The organism is Micromonospora sp. KC213, from assembly GCF_004348325.1.
Lineage (GTDB): Bacteria > Actinomycetota > Actinomycetes > Mycobacteriales > Micromonosporaceae > Micromonospora.
Genome location: NZ_SMKF01000010.1, coordinates 25,196 through 42,605, shown reverse-complemented (window position 1 = coordinate 42,605; position 17,410 = coordinate 25,196). Strand labels below are relative to the sequence as shown.

Below are 17,410 nucleotides of genomic sequence, written 5' to 3'. Positions count from 1 at the left end.
AGCCGCCGCACCCGGCCTGCGGCCGGCCCCGGTCGGGCCGACCCACGCTGCCGGAGCCGGGCGCTGCCGGCTCAGCCCAGCTTGGCCAGGACGTCGTTGTAGCGTTTGCGCTCCGCGCCGCTGGTCTTCGTGCCGGCGTAGCTGAGCACCACGGCCCCCTCCCGGTAGGCGTCGGCACCCCAGACGTCGCTCTGGTTGCTGGCATTCGCCTCGTCCGGGAAGACGTAGACCCGGACCGCGTCGGTGACCAGCAGTTCGGCGCAGCCGAGACCGGCTCCGTCGGGTCCACAGTCGGCGCTGCGGTCGCGCACGTTCGTCACCGTCAGCCCGGCGGCCTTGAACGCGTCGACCACCTTGCGCGCGGCCGGCGCGGCCGGGTCCCGCTTCGGCATGGTGAACGGCGGCGTCGACGGGCTCTCCGCCGGCCGGCGGGCTCCCCGGCCCCCGGCCGGGCTCTCCTGCGGCGCCTCCGCGGGCGCGGCCTCGGCGGTGGCCGGCGTCGGGGAACCGTTGGCCCACGAGGGGTCCCCTGGTTCGGGGTCGTCACCACAGGCGGTGAGCCCGAGGCCGACCAGGAGCAGCACGGTGATCGTCTGGGCACGAGGGTGTTTTGTCACCCGGAAAGTCTGCCCGGTGACGGGCCGACCCGTCACCCTACGGTCGGCCATGTCCCTGCTGCGGGCGGCGTCGAGCCGTTGGACCTTGCTGGCCCGCAGCGCCGCGAGGGCCGGTGATGGCCGCCAGCGGATACCGGAATCCGGCGCTGGCCATGCAGGAGGTGCCCCTGGCGGCGGCAGGCCGGGGTGTCGAAACGGTCACCCTCTGCGGGTCCGGCACCCGCCGGTGCGCCCGGGAGCCGGCCGCCCGCGCGGTGCCACACTGCGCGGACGGCCCGGCGTGGGTCATGCCGATGTCCGGAATGGCCTAGCCTTCGGGCATGACCCCGACCGCCTGGATCTCGCTGACCACCGACTACGGGCTCACCGACGGCTTCGTGGCCGCCTGCCACGGGGTCGTCGCGAGGCTGGCCCCGGCGGTGCGGGTGATCGACGTGACCCACCTGGTGGCCCCCGCGGACGTCCGGCGCGGCGCCGCGGTGCTCGCCCAGACCGTGCCGTTCCTGCCGTACGGCGTACACGTCGGCGTGGTCGACCCGGGGGTCGGCACCTCCCGGCGCGGCGTCGCCCTGGTGACGCCGGGCGGGCTGCTGGTCGGGCCGGACAACGGCCTGTTGTTGCCGGCCGCCGCCGCGCTGGGCGGGGTGAGCGCGGCGGTCGAGCTGACCAACCCGGACTGGCTGGCCCCGACGGTGTCACCCACCTTCCACGGCCGGGACGTCTTCGCCCCGGTGGCGGCCCGGCTCGCGCTGGGCGGGCCGCCGGCCGAGGCCGGGCGGGCCGTCGACCCGGCAACCCTGGTACGCCTGCCCGAGCCGGTCCTGCGCCGCGAGGCCGACGGGTTCGCCGCCGAGGTGCTCACCGTCGACCACTTCGGCAACGTGCAACTCGCCGCCGGGGCCGGCCTGCTCGACACGCTGCCCGGCGAGCCGTACGTCGCCGGTCGTCCGGCCGTACGCGGGCGCACCTTCGGCGACGCGCCGCACGGCACGCTGGTGCTCTACGTGGACGCCGCCGGCCTGCTGGCGGTGGCGGTGAACCGGGGGCGGGCCGTCGACCTGCTCGGGGTCGGCCCGGGCGACCTGGTCCGGGTGACCGGTACGCCGTCCGGCTGACCGGCACCGCGGAGCCGCCGTCGCAGGGGTCGACCACCCCCGCCGTGCTCGCGTCTCCGATGTGGAAAGCTTGCTTCCCGTGGGTGAGCTCTGGGTTCCGGCGGCCTGTCCCTGCTGCGCGTCCCGGACCGGTGGGGGCACCTGCCCGGTCTGTTTCTGGACCGACGACGGGCAGGGCGACGCCGATGCCGACGAGGTGCGCGGCGGGCCGAACGGTGAGCTGAGCCTGACCCACGCCCGGCTGAACTTCGCCGTGTACGGCGCCAGTCACCCCCGCTACCAGGACATGGTCCGCCCGCCCCGCCCGGACGAGCGTCCCTGACCGCAGCCCCGACCTGACCCGGCCGCCGACCTGGTCTGGACCACCTTGATCAGATCTGCCCGATTAATGGGGCACTATCCCGTGATCTACGGAAAGGACCGCACAAAAGGCGACACATGCGAGTTCTGCTCGGGCGAGGGAGGATGGTGGCATGCCCGAAGGTGACACCGTCTGGAACACCGCCCGCGTGCTGCACCGCGCGCTGGCGGGAGCGCGGCTGAGCGGAAGCGACCTGCGGGTGCCGCAGTTGGCCACCACCGACCTGGCCGGTTGGACGGTCCGCGACTGCGTCAGCCGGGGTAAGCACCTGCTGCTTCGGCTGGCCGCGCCGCCGGATGTCCCCGCAGCCGCACCCCTGACCCTGCACTCGCACCTGCGGATGGACGGCACCTGGCGGACCTATGCCCCGGGGGAGCGCTGGACCGCGCGGCCGGCGCACCTGATCCGGGTGGTGCTGCGCAGCGCCGGGGCCGTGGCCGTCGGCTATCACCTGCACGACCTGGCGCTGGTGCCGACCACCGAGGAGCAGTCCCTGGTCGGACACCTCGGCCCGGACCTGCTCGGGCCGGACTGGGATCCGGCCGAGGCGGTCCGTCGGCTCGCCGCGCACCCGGACGCCACCATCGGCGAGGCCGTGCTGGACCAGCGCAACCTGGCCGGGGTGGGCAACCTCTACGCCTGCGAGCTGCTCTTCCTGCGCGGCGTCTCGCCGTGGACCCCGGTACGCGACGTGCCCGACCTGGCCGGCACGGTGGCTCTGGCACAGCGGCTGCTGGCCGCCAACCGGGGCCGGTGGACGCAGAGCACCACCGGCTCGCTGCACCGGGGGCGGACCAGCCACGTGTACGGCCGGCGCGGGCAGCCGTGCCATCGCTGCGGGACCGCGATCCACAAGGCGGAACTCGGCGAGCGGGTGACCTACTGGTGCCCGGTCTGCCAACCCGCACCCCGTTGACCGTGGAACTTCCACGAACCGGCAAGTTTCCCCGAGATCAGGACGAACAGGTACTTCCATCCCCGCCCTGGCCGTCGCATGCTGCGGTGAACCGCTCACCGATCGTCAACAGCGGGCACGCCCACCACGCCGGGGTGGCGGCCGTACCCGCCCGTCCCGGGGAGAGCCATGGCCCTGTTCCGCATGTTCCGGCCGGGCTGGACCGGCCGTGCCGCCCGGAGCACCTCACGCCACACCCCGACCGTGCCCGCCGCCCGGGTCGCCGAGTCGGTGCCCGCCTCCGCGCCGGCCAGCCTCGACCCGGCCGCCCTGCCGCGCTGCTTCGGCACGGTGCCGAACCACGCGCACAGCCCGCTGCCCACCCTCGACGCGGACGGGCAGGTGGTGCCGGGCACCGGCATCCGCAAGTTCGTCGATCCGCTGCCGCTGCCGGGCCCGGCCGGCAGCACCGGAGGGGACCGGCAGCTACCGGTCGCGGCGCCCGATACCACCCGCTACCCGGGCTGCGACTACTACGAGATCGGGCTCGCCGAGTACACCCAACGGCTGCACCGCGACCTGCCCGGCACCCGGCTGCGCGGCTACCGCCAGCTCAACCTCGGCACCGACCCGGACGGACACAACACGGTCGTCGCCCCGGAGCGGCCGTACCACCTCGGGCCGATGATCATCGCTCGGCGCGGGCGGCCGGTCCGGATCACGTTCATCAACCAGCTCCCCACCGGCCGGGCCGGCGAACTCTTCCTGCCCGTCGACGGCACACTGGACGGCGCCGGCGGCGGGCCGCTGGACGGACCGGCCCCATACCCGCAGAACCGCGCCGTGCTCCACCTGGCCGGCGCGCAGACCGGCTGGATCAGCGCCGGCAACCCGTGGCAGTGGGTGACCCCGGCGGGTGAGATCACCCCGTACCCGACGGGCCCCGGCCTGGCCCACGTGCCGGACATGCCACCCCCCGGCGCGGGCGCCACCACCCTGTACTTCCCCAACGAACAGAGCGGCCGACTGATGTGGCTGCACGACAACACCCTCGGTCTGTCCCGGCTGACCGTCTACTCCGGGCAGCTCGCGCTCTACCTGCTCACCGACCCCGCCGAGGAACGGCTGGTGGCCGACGGGGTGCTCCCCGCCGACCAGTTACCGCTGGTGATCCAGGACAAGACCTTCGTGCCCGACGACGCCCAACTCGCCGCCCAGGACCCCACCTGGGACCGGGACCGGTGGGGCGCCCGGGGCAGCCTCTGGCACCCGCACGTCTACCAGCCACGCCAGGACCCGTACCGGGAGTCGGGGCGCAACCCGACCGGCCGCTGGGACTACGGCCCGTGGACCGCCGAGATCGGGGACGCGGTCGCGGTCGGACCGGTGCCGAACCCGCACCACGACCCGGTCGCCGCGCCGGAGGAGCCGCCGCAGGTGCCGGGGCTGCCGCACCCGAGCGCGGTTCCCGCCGCATACGGCGACACCCCGCTGGTCAACGGCGTCGCGTACCCGTACCTGACGGTCGAGCCGAAGGCGTACCGGTTCCGGATCCTCAACGCCTGCGCCGACCGCAGCCTCAACCTGGCGATCTACCGGGCCCGCTCGGACGGCCCGATGTGGCGGCCCGACGGCACCCTGGCCGACGCCGGGGCGGGCGAGGTGCCGATGGTGGAGGCGGTCCGGGCGGCCGGCCGCCCGACGGACTGGCCGGTGGACGGCCGCGACGGCGGCGTCCCCGACCCCACGGCCGCCGGCCCCCGCATGATCCAGATCGGCAACGAGTGCGGGCTGCTGCCCGCCCCGGTGGTGGTGCCGCACCGTCCGGTCGGCTACCGGTACGACCGGCGTGACCCCACGGTGCTCAACGTGGACGGCCACGCGTTGCTGCTCGCCCCGGGCGAGCGGGCCGACGTGGTGGTCGACTTCTCCACCGTCCCGCCCGGCGGCACGCTGATCCTCCACAACGACGCCCCGGCCCCGCTGCCCTGCTTCGATCCCCGGTACGACCAGCACACCGGTGCCGCGGGCCGTCGCGCCGAGGGCGGACCCCCCGGCACCCACCCCGGGTACGGCCCGAACACCCGTACCCTGTTGCAGTTCCGTGTGGCCGGCATCCCGGCCGCCCCGTACGACCTGGCCCGGCTCGCCCAACGCCTGCCCGGGGCGTACGCGGCCAGCCAACGCCCGCCGATCGTGCCGCAGCCGGAGTACGACGCCGCCTTCGCCACCCGTACCGACCGGCGGACCGTGGTGCCGGCGCACGCGGTGACGGCGAGTTTCATCCCGCCCGGGGCGACCCACCCGGTCACTCTGCCGATCGAGGTGAAGACCGTCGGCCCGGTCTTCGAGCCGGGGCACGGGCGGCAGGCCGCCCGGCTCGGCGTCGCCCACCCGCACGCCGGCCCCCTCGGTCCGACGGCGCTGCCGCTCGGCCCGACCGACCCGGCGACCGAGGTCGTGGTGACCGCCGACCCGAGCACACCGGGCACCACCGCCGACGGCACCCAGCTCTGGCGGATCACCGGCACCGGCCGGCAGACCCACAGCGTCCACCTGGACGGCTGCGACGCCCAACTGGTCAACCGGGTCGGCCGGGACGGCACGGTTCGGCCACCGGAACCGGGCGAGCTGGGGTGGAAGGAGACCATCCGGGTGAACCCGGGCGAGGATGTGGTGTTGGCGCTGCGGCCGGTCGTCCCGCCGCTACCGTTCCGGATCGGCGACAGTCTCCGGCTGCTCGACCCGAGCCGGCCGGCCGGGGTCCGGGTGGGGGCCGCCCCGGTCAGCCCGCTCGACGGCCGCCCCGCCACCGTGGTCAACCAGATGGTCAACCTGGGTTGGGAGTACCGCTGGTCCAGCAGCGCCGCCGGCCTGCGTGACCTGGGCATGAGCCGGCCGCTGGTGTTCCGGGTCTCGCCGAAGGGGCCGACCGGGCTCACCGCCACCCCGGCACCCGGTTCGGCCACCGCCCTCCCGGCGATCGCGTTGACCTGGACCGGCAACGGCAGCCGCCCGCCGGCCACCAGCCACCTGCTGCAACGGGCCACCGACGCGGCCTTCACCAACGGCGTCACCACGATCACCGTGGCGGCCACCGCCACCCGGTACACCGACGCGACGGTCACCCCCGGCGTGACGTACCACTACCGGATCCGGGCGGAGAACGCGGCGAGCTGCTCGGCCTGGTCCAACAGCGTCCCCGCGTCGGTGGGGTTGGCCGCCCCCACCGGGATGAGCGCACAGATCCCGCCGGCCGGGCCGCTGCGGGTGGCTCTGCGCTGGACCAACCGTTCCTTCGCCACCGGGATCGACGTGCAGCGGGCCACCAACCCGACCTTCACCAGCGGCCCGGCCACCACCGCGATCGGGGTGGCGGAGCAGCACCTCGACCCGGCGGTCGCCCCGGACACCACGTACTACTACCGGGTCCGGACCACCTACCTGGGTGCGGTGTCGCCCTGGTCGACGCTGGCCACGGTGATCACCCCACCGATCCCGGAAGTGCCCTCCGGGCTGGCCGTCGCGGTGACCGCTCCCGGCCCGGACACCGCGAGGGTGGTGCTGACCTGGGCGTCGAGCGTCCCGAGTGGGCCGGGGTCGGGCTTTGCGGTGCAGCGCGCGCTCGACCCGGCGTTCACCCGGGAGGTCGCCACCTTCACCGTCACCGGCCGGGGGTTCACCAACTCCGGTCTGGCCCGGGGCGTGACCTACCACTACCGGATCCGCTCGTTCAACGTGGTGGGCGAGTCGCCCTTCACCGCCCCGGTGCCGGTCACCACCCCGGCCTGACCCGCCGACCCGCGCCCGGCCCGGCGCCCCGCATACGGAGGTGAGCAGACCGGGTCGCGGCAGGTTGCCGTCTTCGCGGTCAAGGCCAGGGCAACCTGGCGCGACCTCCGTCGGCTAGGAGCGGCGCACGGCGCGCAGCTCGGCCAGCGCCGACGCCACGCCGTGCAGCAGGTCGGTCGCCTCGGTCAGCCGGGACGCCGCCGGGTGCTCGGTGCTCGGGCGGACGTCCTCGGCGACGTACCCGGCCGCGGCCGCCACCAGCCCCTCGTACGCGGTCACCCCGTCGTCCAACTGACCGGCGAGGGCGCGATGTGCCTCGGCCAGCCGGGGCCGGGCTTCCGGCGGGGCGAACCGCAGGGCACGTTCCACACTGGCCACCCGGGCGGCCAGGTCGCGGAGGGACCGGTCGGCCGCGGCGGCCTCCAGCACCGCCGGTTCGGCCAGCCCGGTGAGCCGGGGCGCCATGCCGGCGAGGGTGAGCGCCGCCCGGTCCAGCCGGGCCCACGCACCGGCGGCGGCGGTGCCACGCAGCGCGAGCCGAGCCCGCAACCGTCGGGCCTCGGCGAGCACGCCCGGACCGACCGGGAGCCGCTCGACGGCGGCGACCAGACGGGCCCGCGACCGGGCGGCGGCCTCGGCCGGGTCGAGAGCGGGTGGGGCCGGACGCGCCGCGAGAGCCCGCAGGTCGAGCCAACGCCAGGCGGCCAGTGCCAGCGCGCTGCCCGCCCCGGCGGCCCACGCCGCGTCCGGCAGCCCGATGCCCGCGTACGGCGTCAGCACCGCCGCCGCGCCGCCGAGCCCACCGGCCGTCACCGTCCACCATCGGGCGGAGCGCCGCAGTCGGCGCAGCCGACGGAAGTGTCGCGTCCGCTCGTCGGCCACCCGTACCTCCTCGTGCCGGCCGCTCAGCCGGCGGCGCTGGTGTTCCCGGTGCCGCGTTCGCGGCTCATGCTGGCCCGAATCTCGTCGAGCTTGGCCACGCCCGGATCGGCCGATTGCTGCGCGGCGGGCCGTTCCGGCTCGCCGGCCAACCGCTCACCGGCCATGCTGGCCCGGATCTGTTCCAGCCGGGACGACCCGGCCGCGTCCAGGGTCGACCTCTGGATCTCCAGCATCCGCCCCTCGACCGAGTTGCCGGCCAGCTCGGCCCGGCCCATGGCGGTGGCGTAGCGGCGTTCGATGCGGTCGCGTACCTCGTCGAGGGTGGGGACGTTGCCGCCGGCGGTGATCGCCGACATCGACTCCAGCGAACGGGCCACGCTCTCCTGCATCTTGGCCTGCTCCAACTGGCTGAGCAGCTTGGTGCGCTCGGCGAGCCTCTGCTGAAGGATCATCGAGTTGTTCTCGACCGCGCGGCGGGCCTGGGCGGCGGCGGCCAGCGCCTGGTCGTGCAGGGTCTTCAGGTCCTCGGTGGCCTGTTCGGCGGAGACGAGTTGGGTGGCGAGCACCTGGGCGGACTGCTCGTACCGGGCCGCTTCGGCCTCGTCACCCCGGGCGCGGGCCTGGTCGGCGAGGACGAGCGCCTGCCGGGCGTTGGCCTGCAGCCGCTCGACCTCGGACATCTGCCGGGAGAGCTTCATCTCCAGCTGCCGCTGGTTGCCGATCACCGCCGCCGCCTGCTGGACCAGCGCCTGGTGCTGGCGCTGCGCCTCCTCGACGGCCTGCTGGATCTGCACCTTCGGATCGGCGTGCTCGTCGATCTTCGTACCGAAGAGCGCCATCAGGTAGTGCCAGCCCTTGACGAACGGGTTCGCCATCTCCGCGGTATCCCCTCAGTAGCGTGCCTGCGCCTCGGCCCGCGACGGGACCGATCCGCCTGGCCGCGCGGCATGTCCCCATCGTCGCAGCCCGACGCCAGCCCGGTATCCGTACGGCGGGAGAGCACGCGCGACCTGCGATCAACCCTACGCGGCACCGGCAGAGCCGGCCACGTGAAGAGCCGTCAGGCGGCGCAGACCACGTCCCGCTCGCCGGCGCGGACCCGGGTGCTGCGGAGGGTGGCCTTCAGCGGAGACTCCTGCCGAACCTGGACGGCCACCTTGCCGTCGGAGGTGACCTGGCGGACACCCCGGTCGGTGGCCTTGCGGACGGCCGCGGCCGACACCGGCTTCTGCTCGGCCGGCTCGTCCTGCACCGGCACCAGCACACCCGGCATCTGCTCGGCGAGAGCAACGGTGTCGCTGACCTCACGTAGCAGCTCGGACAGGCGGGCACCGAGCGCGTCGCAGATCGCGGCCAGTAGTTCGCTGGACGGTTCCTTCTGGCCGCGCTCGATCTCGGACAGGTAGCCGAGGCTGACATTGGCGGCGGTGGAAACCTCGCGCAGGGTACGGTGCTGACCCTGCCGGCGCGCCCGCAGTGCGTCGCCGATCACACGGCGTAGCAGGACCATCGCACCTCCCCCTGACGGGAACACCTCTCGCCCGGGCTGCCGCCCGCGCCGGACGCGGCCCGCCGCGCCGGCGCCGACGTCGCGCGCCGGAGCCTTCCCGCAACCGTACCCGTTGCCCGGCCGGACGACATCCCACCCCGGCGGTCAAATCCGATCACCCGGTCACCGCCCGGCCTCCGGCGCCGCCCGGCGGTCCTCCGGTGCCGGCCCACCGTCGGCCCGGATGCACTCGACGAGCAGCCGCAACCCCTCGATCACCGCGGCGGATCGGATGTGCTCCCGGCCGCCGTCGAGATCGAGCTGCCGAACGGCCGACCCGATCGGACCGGCCACCGCGACATAGACCAACCCCACCGGCTTGCCGTCCTGCGGTTTCGGCCCGGCCACACCGGTGGTGGCCAGTCCCCAGTCTCCCCCGCAGCGCCGCCGCCCGCCCTCGGCGAGGGCGACGGCCACGTCCGGGTCGACCGGTCCGCGATCGGCCAGCAGACCCTCGGGTACGCCGGCCAGCTGCGACTTCAGCTCGGTGGCGTAGGTGACGAGACCGCCCCGGTAGACGCCGCTGACCCCGGCGATCTCGACGATCGAGGCGGAGAGCAGCCCGCCGGTCAGGGACTCGACCGTGGCCAGCGTCTCGCCCCGCTCGTGCAGCAGGTGCACCGCCGCCGCGGCCGGGCTTCCCGCGGGCAGTTCGTGGTTCGCGTCCGTCCCCATGTCGTCCCTCCCTTCCCTGTACCGCCTGCCCTACTCATCCTCGCGCCGGATCCGGCACCGCCGGGTGCCGTGGCCGGGCCGGCGCTGCACCGAGCGCGGCGTCGGACCGCGATCAGCGCGCCGGACGGCGCAGCCGGAACGCCTGGAGGAGATAGTCGAAGCCGGTGACCACCGTCACGACGACGGCCGCGGCCATGATCCACGGACCGACGCCGGCGAGCACGGCCGGCATGGGCCAGAGATACCAGGTGATCGCGAGGACCTGGAGGGCCGTCTTGACCTTGCCGCCCCGGCTGGCCGCGATCACTCCGTGCCGGATCACCCAGAACCGCAGCGCGGTGATGCCCAGCTCCCGGACCAGGATCACCACCGTCACCCACCAGGGCAGGCCGCCGTAGAAGGACAGGAGCACCAGGGCCGCGCCGGTGAGCGCCTTGTCGGCGATCGGGTCGGCCACCTTGCCGACCGAGGTGACCAGACCGAACCGGCGGGCGATCCACCCGTCGACCAGATCGGTCGCCGAGGCGACCACGAAGATCAGGCACGCGGCCATTCGCCAGCCGGCGTGGGTCATCTCCGACCCCACCAGCGAGACCGCGAAGACCGGCACCAGCACCAGCCGCAGCAGGGTCAGCCCGTTCGCCGCGTTGATCACCGGCACCGGGGCAGCCACCGGCGCCGATTCCGTCGCGCCGGTCACGGCCGTGTCCCGCTGTGGCCGGCGTGGCGTACCTGGCACCGCACCACGTGACTCCCCCGCTTCCTCCGGGCCCGTCGTCACCGTTCCGCGCCGGGCGCCGCCGAGATCATCTCATCCGGTACGGCCACCAGGTCGACACCTTCGGTCGCGGTCACCGTGGCGGCCACCAGGTCGCCGGGGCGCAGTGCGGCCAGGTCGACCCCACCGCCGGCCGGGGCGACCAGGGTGGTGGAGCCGTCGACCTCGGGCGCCTGGTGGGCCGCGCGCCCCTCCACCACACCGTCGGTCACCGTGTCGACCAGCACCTCGACGCGCGAACCCAGCCGCTCCTCGGCCCGCTGCGAGCAGAGTTCGTCGGCGAGCGCGGCCAGCCGGTCGTAGCGCCGCCGGACGGTGGCCGCGGACACCTTGCCGGGCAGACCGGCGGCCTCGGTACCGTCCTCGTCGCTGTAGTCGAACACGCCGATCGCGTCCAGCCGCGCCTCGGTGAGGAAGCGGACCAGCTCCTGGTAGTCGGCGCGGGTCTCACCGGGGAAGCCGACGATGAAGTTGCTCCGCGCGCCGGCCTCGGGGGCCAGGGCGCGGGCGGAGGCCAGCAGCTCCAGGAACCGCTCGGTGGAGCCGAATCGGCGCATCCGGCGCAGCACCGGCTCGCTGGAATGCTGGAACGACAGGTCGAAGTACGGTGCCACCCCCGGTGTGGTGGCGATCGCCTCGACGAGACCGGGTCGGGTCTCGGCGGGCTGCAGGTAGCTGGCCCGGACCCGGACGATGCCGTCGATCGCGGCGAGCTGCGGCAGCAGCTTCTCCAGCGCCCGGGGATCACCCAGGTCCTTGCCGTACGAGGTGGAGTTCTCGCTGACCAGCACCAACTCCCGGACACCGGTCTTGGCCAGCCACTCCGCCTCGGCGAGCAGCTCGTCCGGGGTACGCGAGACGAAGGCGCCGCGGAAAGCGGGGATGGCGCAGAACGCACAGCGGCGGTCACAGCCGCTGGCCAGCTTGAGCGAGGCGACCGGACCGGTGTCCAGCCGGCGACGCAGCACCGGACGCAGGTGGGCCGGGGTGTGCGCGTCGGCCTCGACCACCGAGCGGGCCGGGGTGCCATGGCCGGGCAGCGACACCGCCGCGTCCCGCCGCTTGACCGGCGTCAGCGGCAGCAGTTCCCGCCGGTCGCGCGGGGTGTGGGCGTCGATCGACTCGCCGGCGACCACGGCGTCCAGCCGTGCGGCGATGTCCGGGTAGTCGTCGAAGCTGAGCACCGCCTGCGCCTCGGGGAGACTGTCGGCGAGTTCCCGCCCGTACCGCTCGGCCATGCAGCCGGCGGCGACCACCTTGGCCCCGGTGTCGGCGGCGGCGAGCAGCGTCTGGATCGAGTCCTGCTTGGCCTTCTCCACGAACCCGCAGGTGTTGACGACCACCACGTCGGCGCCCTCGCCGTCGGTGGTGACCTGCCAGCCGTCGGCGTGCAGCCGGGCGGCCAACTCCTCCGAGTCGACCTCGTTACGGGCGCAGCCCAGGGTCAACAGCGCGACCCGACGGCCGGAGACGTCGGCCGGCGGCTCGTGGTCGTGGCGTCGCGACAGGCGCGCCGGGCTGGAACCGTCGGAAGGGGAGGTGGCAGACACCATCCGAGGGTACCGGGCGCTCGGCGCGACCCGGCGCCGGCGGGCGTCGTCCGACCGGACGGGCACGGGCCGGACGCCGAATGCGGCATACCGGGGTGAACGGTCCGCAGGACAGGGCATAATGCCGCAATCTGCGGCCCGCCCCCGCGGGGCGGCCGGGCGGCGAGGGTAGGTCAGATGGTGGCCGCGCCGACCCGGACCAACCGGTCGAGCAGGAAGACCTCGGTGCCGGCCAGGCCGGTCGAGCAGAAGACCGAGATCTGGTCCGCGCCGGTCCGGCCAGGGACCGCGCCGGCCAGCACCGCGCCCAGGTCACGCAGCCCGGCCGCGTACGGCTCGACGGCGGCGAGCATCGGCGGAACGTACGCGGTGGCCTGCGTCGGCGAGTCGGTGAGCAGCAGGTCGGCGCGCTCCAGCAGGTCGGTGCCGAATTCGTGCCGGTCGACCTGTTTGAAGCCGACGGCGTTGACGTGGGTGCCCGGGGTGAGGTCGGCAGCGTCCAGCACCGGGGTGACGCTGGTGGTGGCGAGCACCACGATCTCCCGGTTGGCGACCGCCTGCCGGGCGGTGGCCACGGCCCGGGCGGGTACGCCCAGTTCGGCGCGAACCCGGGCCGCGAACGCCTCGCGCCGGGCCGCCGACCGGCTGTGCACGGTCACCTCGCGCAGCGGGCGTACCGCCGTGGCGGCCCAGACCTGCGTCCAGGCCTGCCGCCCGGAGCCGACCACGCCCAGGGTGGTCGCGTCCGGGCGGGCCAGGGCGTCGACGGCCACCCCGCCCAACCCTCCGGTACGCCGCGACCCCAGCTCCTCGCCGACCGCGACCGCCCGCACCGCACCGGTACGCCCGTCGTGCAGCACCACGAGCTGCTCGGACTCGGGCAGGTTCAGGGTGTCGTAGGAGCGGAAGCCGTACCACTGGTCGGTGAGGTGGCCGGCGGTGAGCACCATCCGTCCACCGGTCAGCGGGACGGACGCCCGGGGTGGTGCGACGAGCCGGCCGGCGTGGGCGGCCAGCAGGGCGTCCCGCATGGTCGCGACGGTGGTGGCGGCGTCCAGTGCGGCGGCGACGTCCCGGTCGGTGACAAACACGGTCATGCGGCCATGATGAAACATCAAGTTAACTTCAACTCAATGGATGGTGGGAAACGTCACCGGTAGGCGGTCAATGGGCGGTGTTAGCGTCGGCTCCGGCGGTCCCGGCCGCCCCGGACGAGCAATGGGCGTACCCGGTCAGGACAGACGCCCGCGACCCGCCCGACTCGTCCCGTGGCCCGCGACGGCCCGGGACGGAATCCCGAGGTGAGATCTCATGGCCTGGATCGTGCTGGTGGTCTCCGGACTGCTGGAGACCGCGTGGGCGGTCGCCCTCGACCGCAGCGCCGGCTTCACCCGGCCCGTCCCGTCGATCGTCTTCGTGGTGACGATGGTGGCCAGCCTGGCCGGCCTGGCGTACGCCCTGCGCGAGATCCCGGTCGGCACCGGGTACGCGGTCTGGGTCGGCATCGGCGCGGTGGGCACCGCACTGGTCGGCATGGTGGCCCTTGGCGAGCCGGCCAACCTGCCCCGCATCATCTGCCTGCTGCTGGTGGTGGCCGGCGTGGTCGGCCTCAAGATCTTCCACTGACCGGCTGGCCCGATTGCGGTCATTCCTCGCAGGCGGCAACGGGGGATGTCTATTGACCCGCCCGAACGGGTAGGGACCAACCGACCGCAGGATTTCGGCTCTCACCACGGAGGACGTCATGGCCGACACGCACGCGACCGCCCGCCCGCGCAGCAACGCCGCCCGGATCTGCACGATCCTGGCCTTCGTCTTCGCCGTCGTCGCGATCTTCGTGGCACCGGTGATCTTCGGCATCGCCGGCCTGGCGCTCGGCATCGTCGGCGCGGTTCTCGGCGACAAGCCGCTCGGCTGGTACGCCGCCGGCGCCAGCGTCGTGGGCGCGGTGATCGGCGTCGCGCTCGCCGCCGCCGTGCTCAACTGACCGCCCTGCGGTCACCGGGGAACGGCCCGTCGGTACGCGGCACCGGGGCACCAGCCGGCCGGTATGCGGCACCGGACCCCGACCCCGACGAGCGCACCAGCACGCGAAGGCCCGCCGAACGGCGGGCCTTCGCCGTCACTCCCCGCCGCGCAGACCGGCCAGGACCTCCTCCAGCTCGTCCGGCTTGACCAGCACGTCCCGGGCCTTGGAGCCCTCGGACGGGCCGACCACCCCCCGGGTCTCCATCAGGTCCATCAGCCGGCCGGCCTTGGCGAAGCCGACCCGCAGCTTGCGTTGCAGCATCGAGGTCGAGCCGAACTGGGAGGTGACCACCAGCTCCACCGCCTGCACCAGCAGGTCCAGGTCGTCGCCGATCTCCTCGTCGACCTTCTTCTTGTTGTCCTGCGCCGGGGCGAGCACGTCCGGACGGAACTCCGGCTCCCGCTGGTCCTTGCAGAACTTGACCACGTCGGCGATCTCACGCTCGGTCACCCAGGCGCCCTGGATCCGGATCGGCTTCGACGCACCCATCGGCAGGAAGAGACCGTCACCGCGCCCGAGCAGCTTCTCCGCGCCCGGCTGGTCCAGGATGACCCGTGAATCCGCCAGCGAGGAGGTGGCGAAGGCCAACCGGGACGGCACGTTCGCCTTGATCAGACCGGTCACCACGTCCACCGAGGGACGCTGGGTGGCCAGCACCAGGTGGATGCCGGCGGCCCGGGCCAGCTGGGTGATCCGGACCACCGAGTCCTCCACGTCGCGCGGCGCGACCATCATCAGGTCGGCCAGCTCGTCCACGATCACCAAGAGGTACGGGTACGGCCGTAGCTCCCGCTCGCTGCCCGGCGGGGCCTTGATCTCGCCGTTGCGTACCTTGCGGTTGAAGTCGTCGATGTGCCGGACCCCGTTGGCGGCGAGGTCGTCGTAGCGCATGTCCATCTCGCGGACGACCCACTCCAGCGAGTCGGCCGCCTTCTTCGCGTTCGTCACGATCGGCGTGACCAGGTGCGGGATGCCCTCGTAGCCGGTCATCTCGACGCGCTTCGGGTCGATCAGCAGCAGCCGCACCTCGTCCGGGGTGGCCCGGGTCAGAATCGACACCAACAGACTGTTGAGGCAGCTCGACTTGCCGGCCCCGGTGGCCCCGGCAATCAGAATGTGGGGCATCTTCGCGAGGTTGGCCACCACGTAGCCACCCTCGATGTCCTTGCCCAGCGCCACCACCATCGGATGGTGGTCGCTGGTGGCGGCCCGGGAGCGCAGCACGTCGCCGAGGGCGACGTTCTCCGGGTCGGTGTTCGGGATCTCCACGCCGACCGCGCTCTTGCCCGGGATCGGGCTCAGGATACGCACGTCGGGAGACTTCACCGCGTACGCGATGTTGCGGGAAAGCTGGGTGATCCGCTCGACCTTGACGCCCAGGCCGAGCTCCACCTCGTACCGGGTGACGGTCGGGCCGCGGGTGAAGCCGGTGACCTCGGCGTCCACCCCGAACTGGTCGAACACCCCGGTCAACGCGGCGATCACCTCGTCGTTGGCCTTGCTGCGGGTCTTCGGCGCGGCGCCGCTGCTGAGCATGTTGGCCGGCGGGAGGGTGTAGTCCCCGTCCGTCGCGGTGAGCGCCAACTGCTCGGCGCGGGTCGGCGGGGGCGAGTGCTCGGGCGGCTCCACCGGCCGGCGACTGGCCGGCACCTTCGCCGGCGGTTTGCGGGGCAGCACCAGGGTGTCCTGGAGATCCACCGCGTCGGGGTCGTCGTCGTCCAGAGCGTCCAGGGCGTCCGGGTCCGGCGGCAGGGCCTTCTTCCGGGGCCGGCGGCGGGCCGGCTTCTCGACCACCACCTCGGCTGCGTCGGTCTCCGGCGGGGCGACGAGAGTCCCGGCGAGCAGGCCGAGCCGCTCCGGGATCTTGTTGATCGGAGTGGCGGTGACCACCAGCAGTCCGAAGAGGAGCAGCAGAATCAGCAGCGGCACCGCCACCCAGGCGGTGACCGCCGCCTTCAGCACGTCACCGACGCCGGCCCCGATCAGCCCGCCCGCGTAGTCGCGCTGCGTCCCGTCCACCGGCGCCTGGCCGATGTGCAGCATGGCCGCGGTGGCGACCAGCATCGAACCCCAACCGATCAGGCCGCGTCCACGGTGCGCCGGGTCCGGCGGGGTACGCATCAGCCGCCAGGCACCGATCATCAGCAGCACCGGCACCACGATCGCGATCGCGCCGAGGAACAGCCGTGCCGTGTCGGCGATCCGCTGGCCGAGCGGGCCGGCGCCGGAGAACCAGATCCCCACTCCGCTCAGGATGGCCAGGCCGAACACAAACAGCCCGGCGCCGTCGCGGCGGTGCTCCGGGTCCAGGTCCCGGGCGGAGGCGACCTGCCGGCCGGCGCCACGCACCGCCCAGCCGACCCCGTGCGCCAGGCCCATCCACAGGGCACCGACCGCCCGCCCGACGTACGCCGCCGGGCCGGGCCGGGCCGCCGTCCGCCGCCGGGGTGTCGCCTTGCCGGCCTTGGTGGCCTTCTTCGCTGGTTGGCGGGCACGGCTGTTCGTGGTTCCGCGCGGCGACGCGCCGCGTCGCCGGCTCGCCTGAGAGGTACGGCCCGCCATAGAGTCACCGTAACGGCGTGCCCCGGAAGATCGCCGCTTTTCCGGGTCGTGTCCGTGTGTCGCAGCACGGGCCGCGCGCGCAGACGTGTTATTCGCCTCAGGAAGGGATGCCCGATGGCGTCGCCTGCTTTCGAGGACGGTCCGGACCCCCTGGCCGGGCACCCGCAGACCCTGCGGCCGTTGAGCCGCGAACTGGTCGCCGCCGTACTGGACCGGCGGGGCTACGCCTGGTCCACCGACCACGACGGCGACCTGGTCGGTCGCTGGGACGACAACCTGATCTGGTTCCTCCGTCCCGGTGAGGCCGGCGAGCTGCTCCAGGTCCGCACCATGGCCGCCCCGGCCTTCGGCATCGAGTACGTCCCCGCGCTCTACGCCTTCTGCAACTCCTGGAACCACGACCGGCTCTGGCCGAAGGCGTTCGTGCACGTCGACGACGACGGGGTGGCCCGGGTCTGCGGTGAGGTCACCACCGACCTGGAACATGGCGTGACCCCGCACCAGCTCGACCAGCTCATCGACTGCGGCATCTCCACCGGCTGCCAGCTCGCCGCCGCCGTCGGCCGGCTGCCCGGCGGGACGACCCGGTGACCGGCGGACCCGAC

Annotated in this window: 16 protein-coding genes; 7 read left to right on the top strand and 9 right to left on the bottom strand. The window is 73.9% G+C overall.

From position 1 onward, the window contains the following. Nucleotides 1-71 precede the first annotated feature (71 nt). Complete coding sequence (locus E1166_RS04580; protein ID WP_132336043.1) at nt 72-617, bottom strand: hypothetical protein; 546 nt, start codon at nt 615-617, stop codon at nt 72-74. 320 nt (nt 618-937) lie between these two features. On the opposite strand from E1166_RS04580, the gene E1166_RS04575 reads away from it, so the two are divergent. From E1166_RS04575 to E1166_RS04560, 4 genes are all read left to right on the top strand, one after another. Then, on the top strand, nt 938-1,732 hold the full coding sequence (locus E1166_RS04575) for an SAM-dependent chlorinase/fluorinase (RefSeq protein ID WP_132336041.1): 795 nt from the start codon (nt 938-940) through the stop codon (nt 1,730-1,732). A gap of 79 nt (nt 1,733-1,811) precedes the next feature. Then, a complete protein-coding gene (locus E1166_RS04570; RefSeq protein WP_132264614.1) occupies nt 1,812-2,054 on the top strand; it encodes a CPCC family cysteine-rich protein in 243 nt (80 codons plus the stop codon). Nucleotides 2,055-2,205: 151 nt separating this feature from the next. Then, a complete protein-coding gene (locus tag E1166_RS04565; RefSeq protein ID WP_132336039.1) occupies nt 2,206-3,009 on the top strand; it encodes a zinc finger domain-containing protein in 804 nt (267 codons plus the stop codon). 168 nt (nt 3,010-3,177) lie between these two features. Then, the gene (locus tag E1166_RS04560; protein WP_132336037.1) at nt 3,178-6,780 is read left to right on the top strand and encodes a multicopper oxidase domain-containing protein; all 3,603 of its coding nucleotides are present in this window, start codon (nt 3,178-3,180) and stop codon (nt 6,778-6,780) included. Between the two features lie 114 nt (nt 6,781-6,894). On the opposite strand, the gene E1166_RS04555 is transcribed toward E1166_RS04560, so the two are convergent. From E1166_RS04555 to E1166_RS04525, 7 genes are all read right to left on the bottom strand, one after another. Further along, nucleotides 6,895-7,662, bottom strand: coding sequence for a hypothetical protein (locus tag E1166_RS04555; protein WP_132336035.1), 768 nt, complete (start codon nt 7,660-7,662; stop codon nt 6,895-6,897). Nucleotides 7,663-7,685: 23 nt separating this feature from the next. Further along, a complete protein-coding gene (locus tag E1166_RS04550) occupies nt 7,686-8,537 on the bottom strand; it encodes a PspA/IM30 family protein (protein ID WP_132336033.1) in 852 nt (283 codons plus the stop codon). A 185-nt stretch (nt 8,538-8,722) separates the two neighbouring features. Then, nucleotides 8,723-9,172 carry a helix-turn-helix transcriptional regulator gene (locus E1166_RS04545; RefSeq protein WP_132270737.1) on the bottom strand — a complete coding sequence of 150 codons (450 nt, stop codon included), beginning with the start codon at nt 9,170-9,172 and terminating at the stop codon, nt 8,723-8,725. 162 nt (nt 9,173-9,334) lie between these two features. Further along, nucleotides 9,335-9,886 (bottom strand): CinA family protein, encoded by a 552-nt coding sequence (locus tag E1166_RS04540; RefSeq protein ID WP_132336031.1) that lies wholly within the window; start codon nt 9,884-9,886, stop codon nt 9,335-9,337. A 112-nt stretch (nt 9,887-9,998) separates the two neighbouring features. Beyond that, on the bottom strand, nt 9,999-10,586 hold the full coding sequence (gene pgsA / locus E1166_RS04535) for a CDP-diacylglycerol--glycerol-3-phosphate 3-phosphatidyltransferase (protein WP_132270739.1): 588 nt from the start codon (nt 10,584-10,586) through the stop codon (nt 9,999-10,001). A gap of 77 nt (nt 10,587-10,663) precedes the next feature. Beyond that, nucleotides 10,664-12,217, bottom strand: coding sequence for a 30S ribosomal protein S12 methylthiotransferase RimO (rimO, locus tag E1166_RS04530; RefSeq protein ID WP_243710150.1), 1,554 nt, complete (start codon nt 12,215-12,217; stop codon nt 10,664-10,666). A 170-nt stretch (nt 12,218-12,387) separates the two neighbouring features. Continuing rightward, entirely contained in the window at nt 12,388-13,311 is a 924-nt protein-coding gene (locus E1166_RS04525; protein WP_132336029.1) for an ornithine cyclodeaminase family protein, read from the bottom strand. 214 nt (nt 13,312-13,525) lie between these two features. Between E1166_RS04525 and E1166_RS04520 the strand changes: the two genes are divergently transcribed. Together E1166_RS04520 and E1166_RS04515 are read left to right on the top strand one after the other, a co-directional pair. After that, the gene (locus E1166_RS04520) at nt 13,526-13,840 is read left to right on the top strand and encodes an SMR family transporter (RefSeq protein ID WP_132336027.1); all 315 of its coding nucleotides are present in this window, start codon (nt 13,526-13,528) and stop codon (nt 13,838-13,840) included. Between the two features lie 118 nt (nt 13,841-13,958). Next, nucleotides 13,959-14,201 carry a hypothetical protein gene (locus tag E1166_RS04515; RefSeq protein WP_132265562.1) on the top strand — a complete coding sequence of 81 codons (243 nt, stop codon included), beginning with the start codon at nt 13,959-13,961 and terminating at the stop codon, nt 14,199-14,201. Between the two features lie 135 nt (nt 14,202-14,336). Here the strand turns inward: E1166_RS04515 and E1166_RS04510 are convergent, their stop codons facing one another. Then, complete coding sequence (locus E1166_RS04510) at nt 14,337-16,805, bottom strand: DNA translocase FtsK (RefSeq protein WP_132336025.1); 2,469 nt, start codon at nt 16,803-16,805, stop codon at nt 14,337-14,339. A gap of 114 nt (nt 16,806-16,919) precedes the next feature. Between E1166_RS04510 and E1166_RS04505 the strand changes: the two genes are divergently transcribed. Then, nucleotides 16,920-17,396 (top strand): YbjN domain-containing protein, encoded by a 477-nt coding sequence (locus tag E1166_RS04505; RefSeq protein ID WP_132265567.1) that lies wholly within the window; start codon nt 16,920-16,922, stop codon nt 17,394-17,396. The last annotated feature ends 14 nt before the right edge of the window (nt 17,397-17,410 follow it).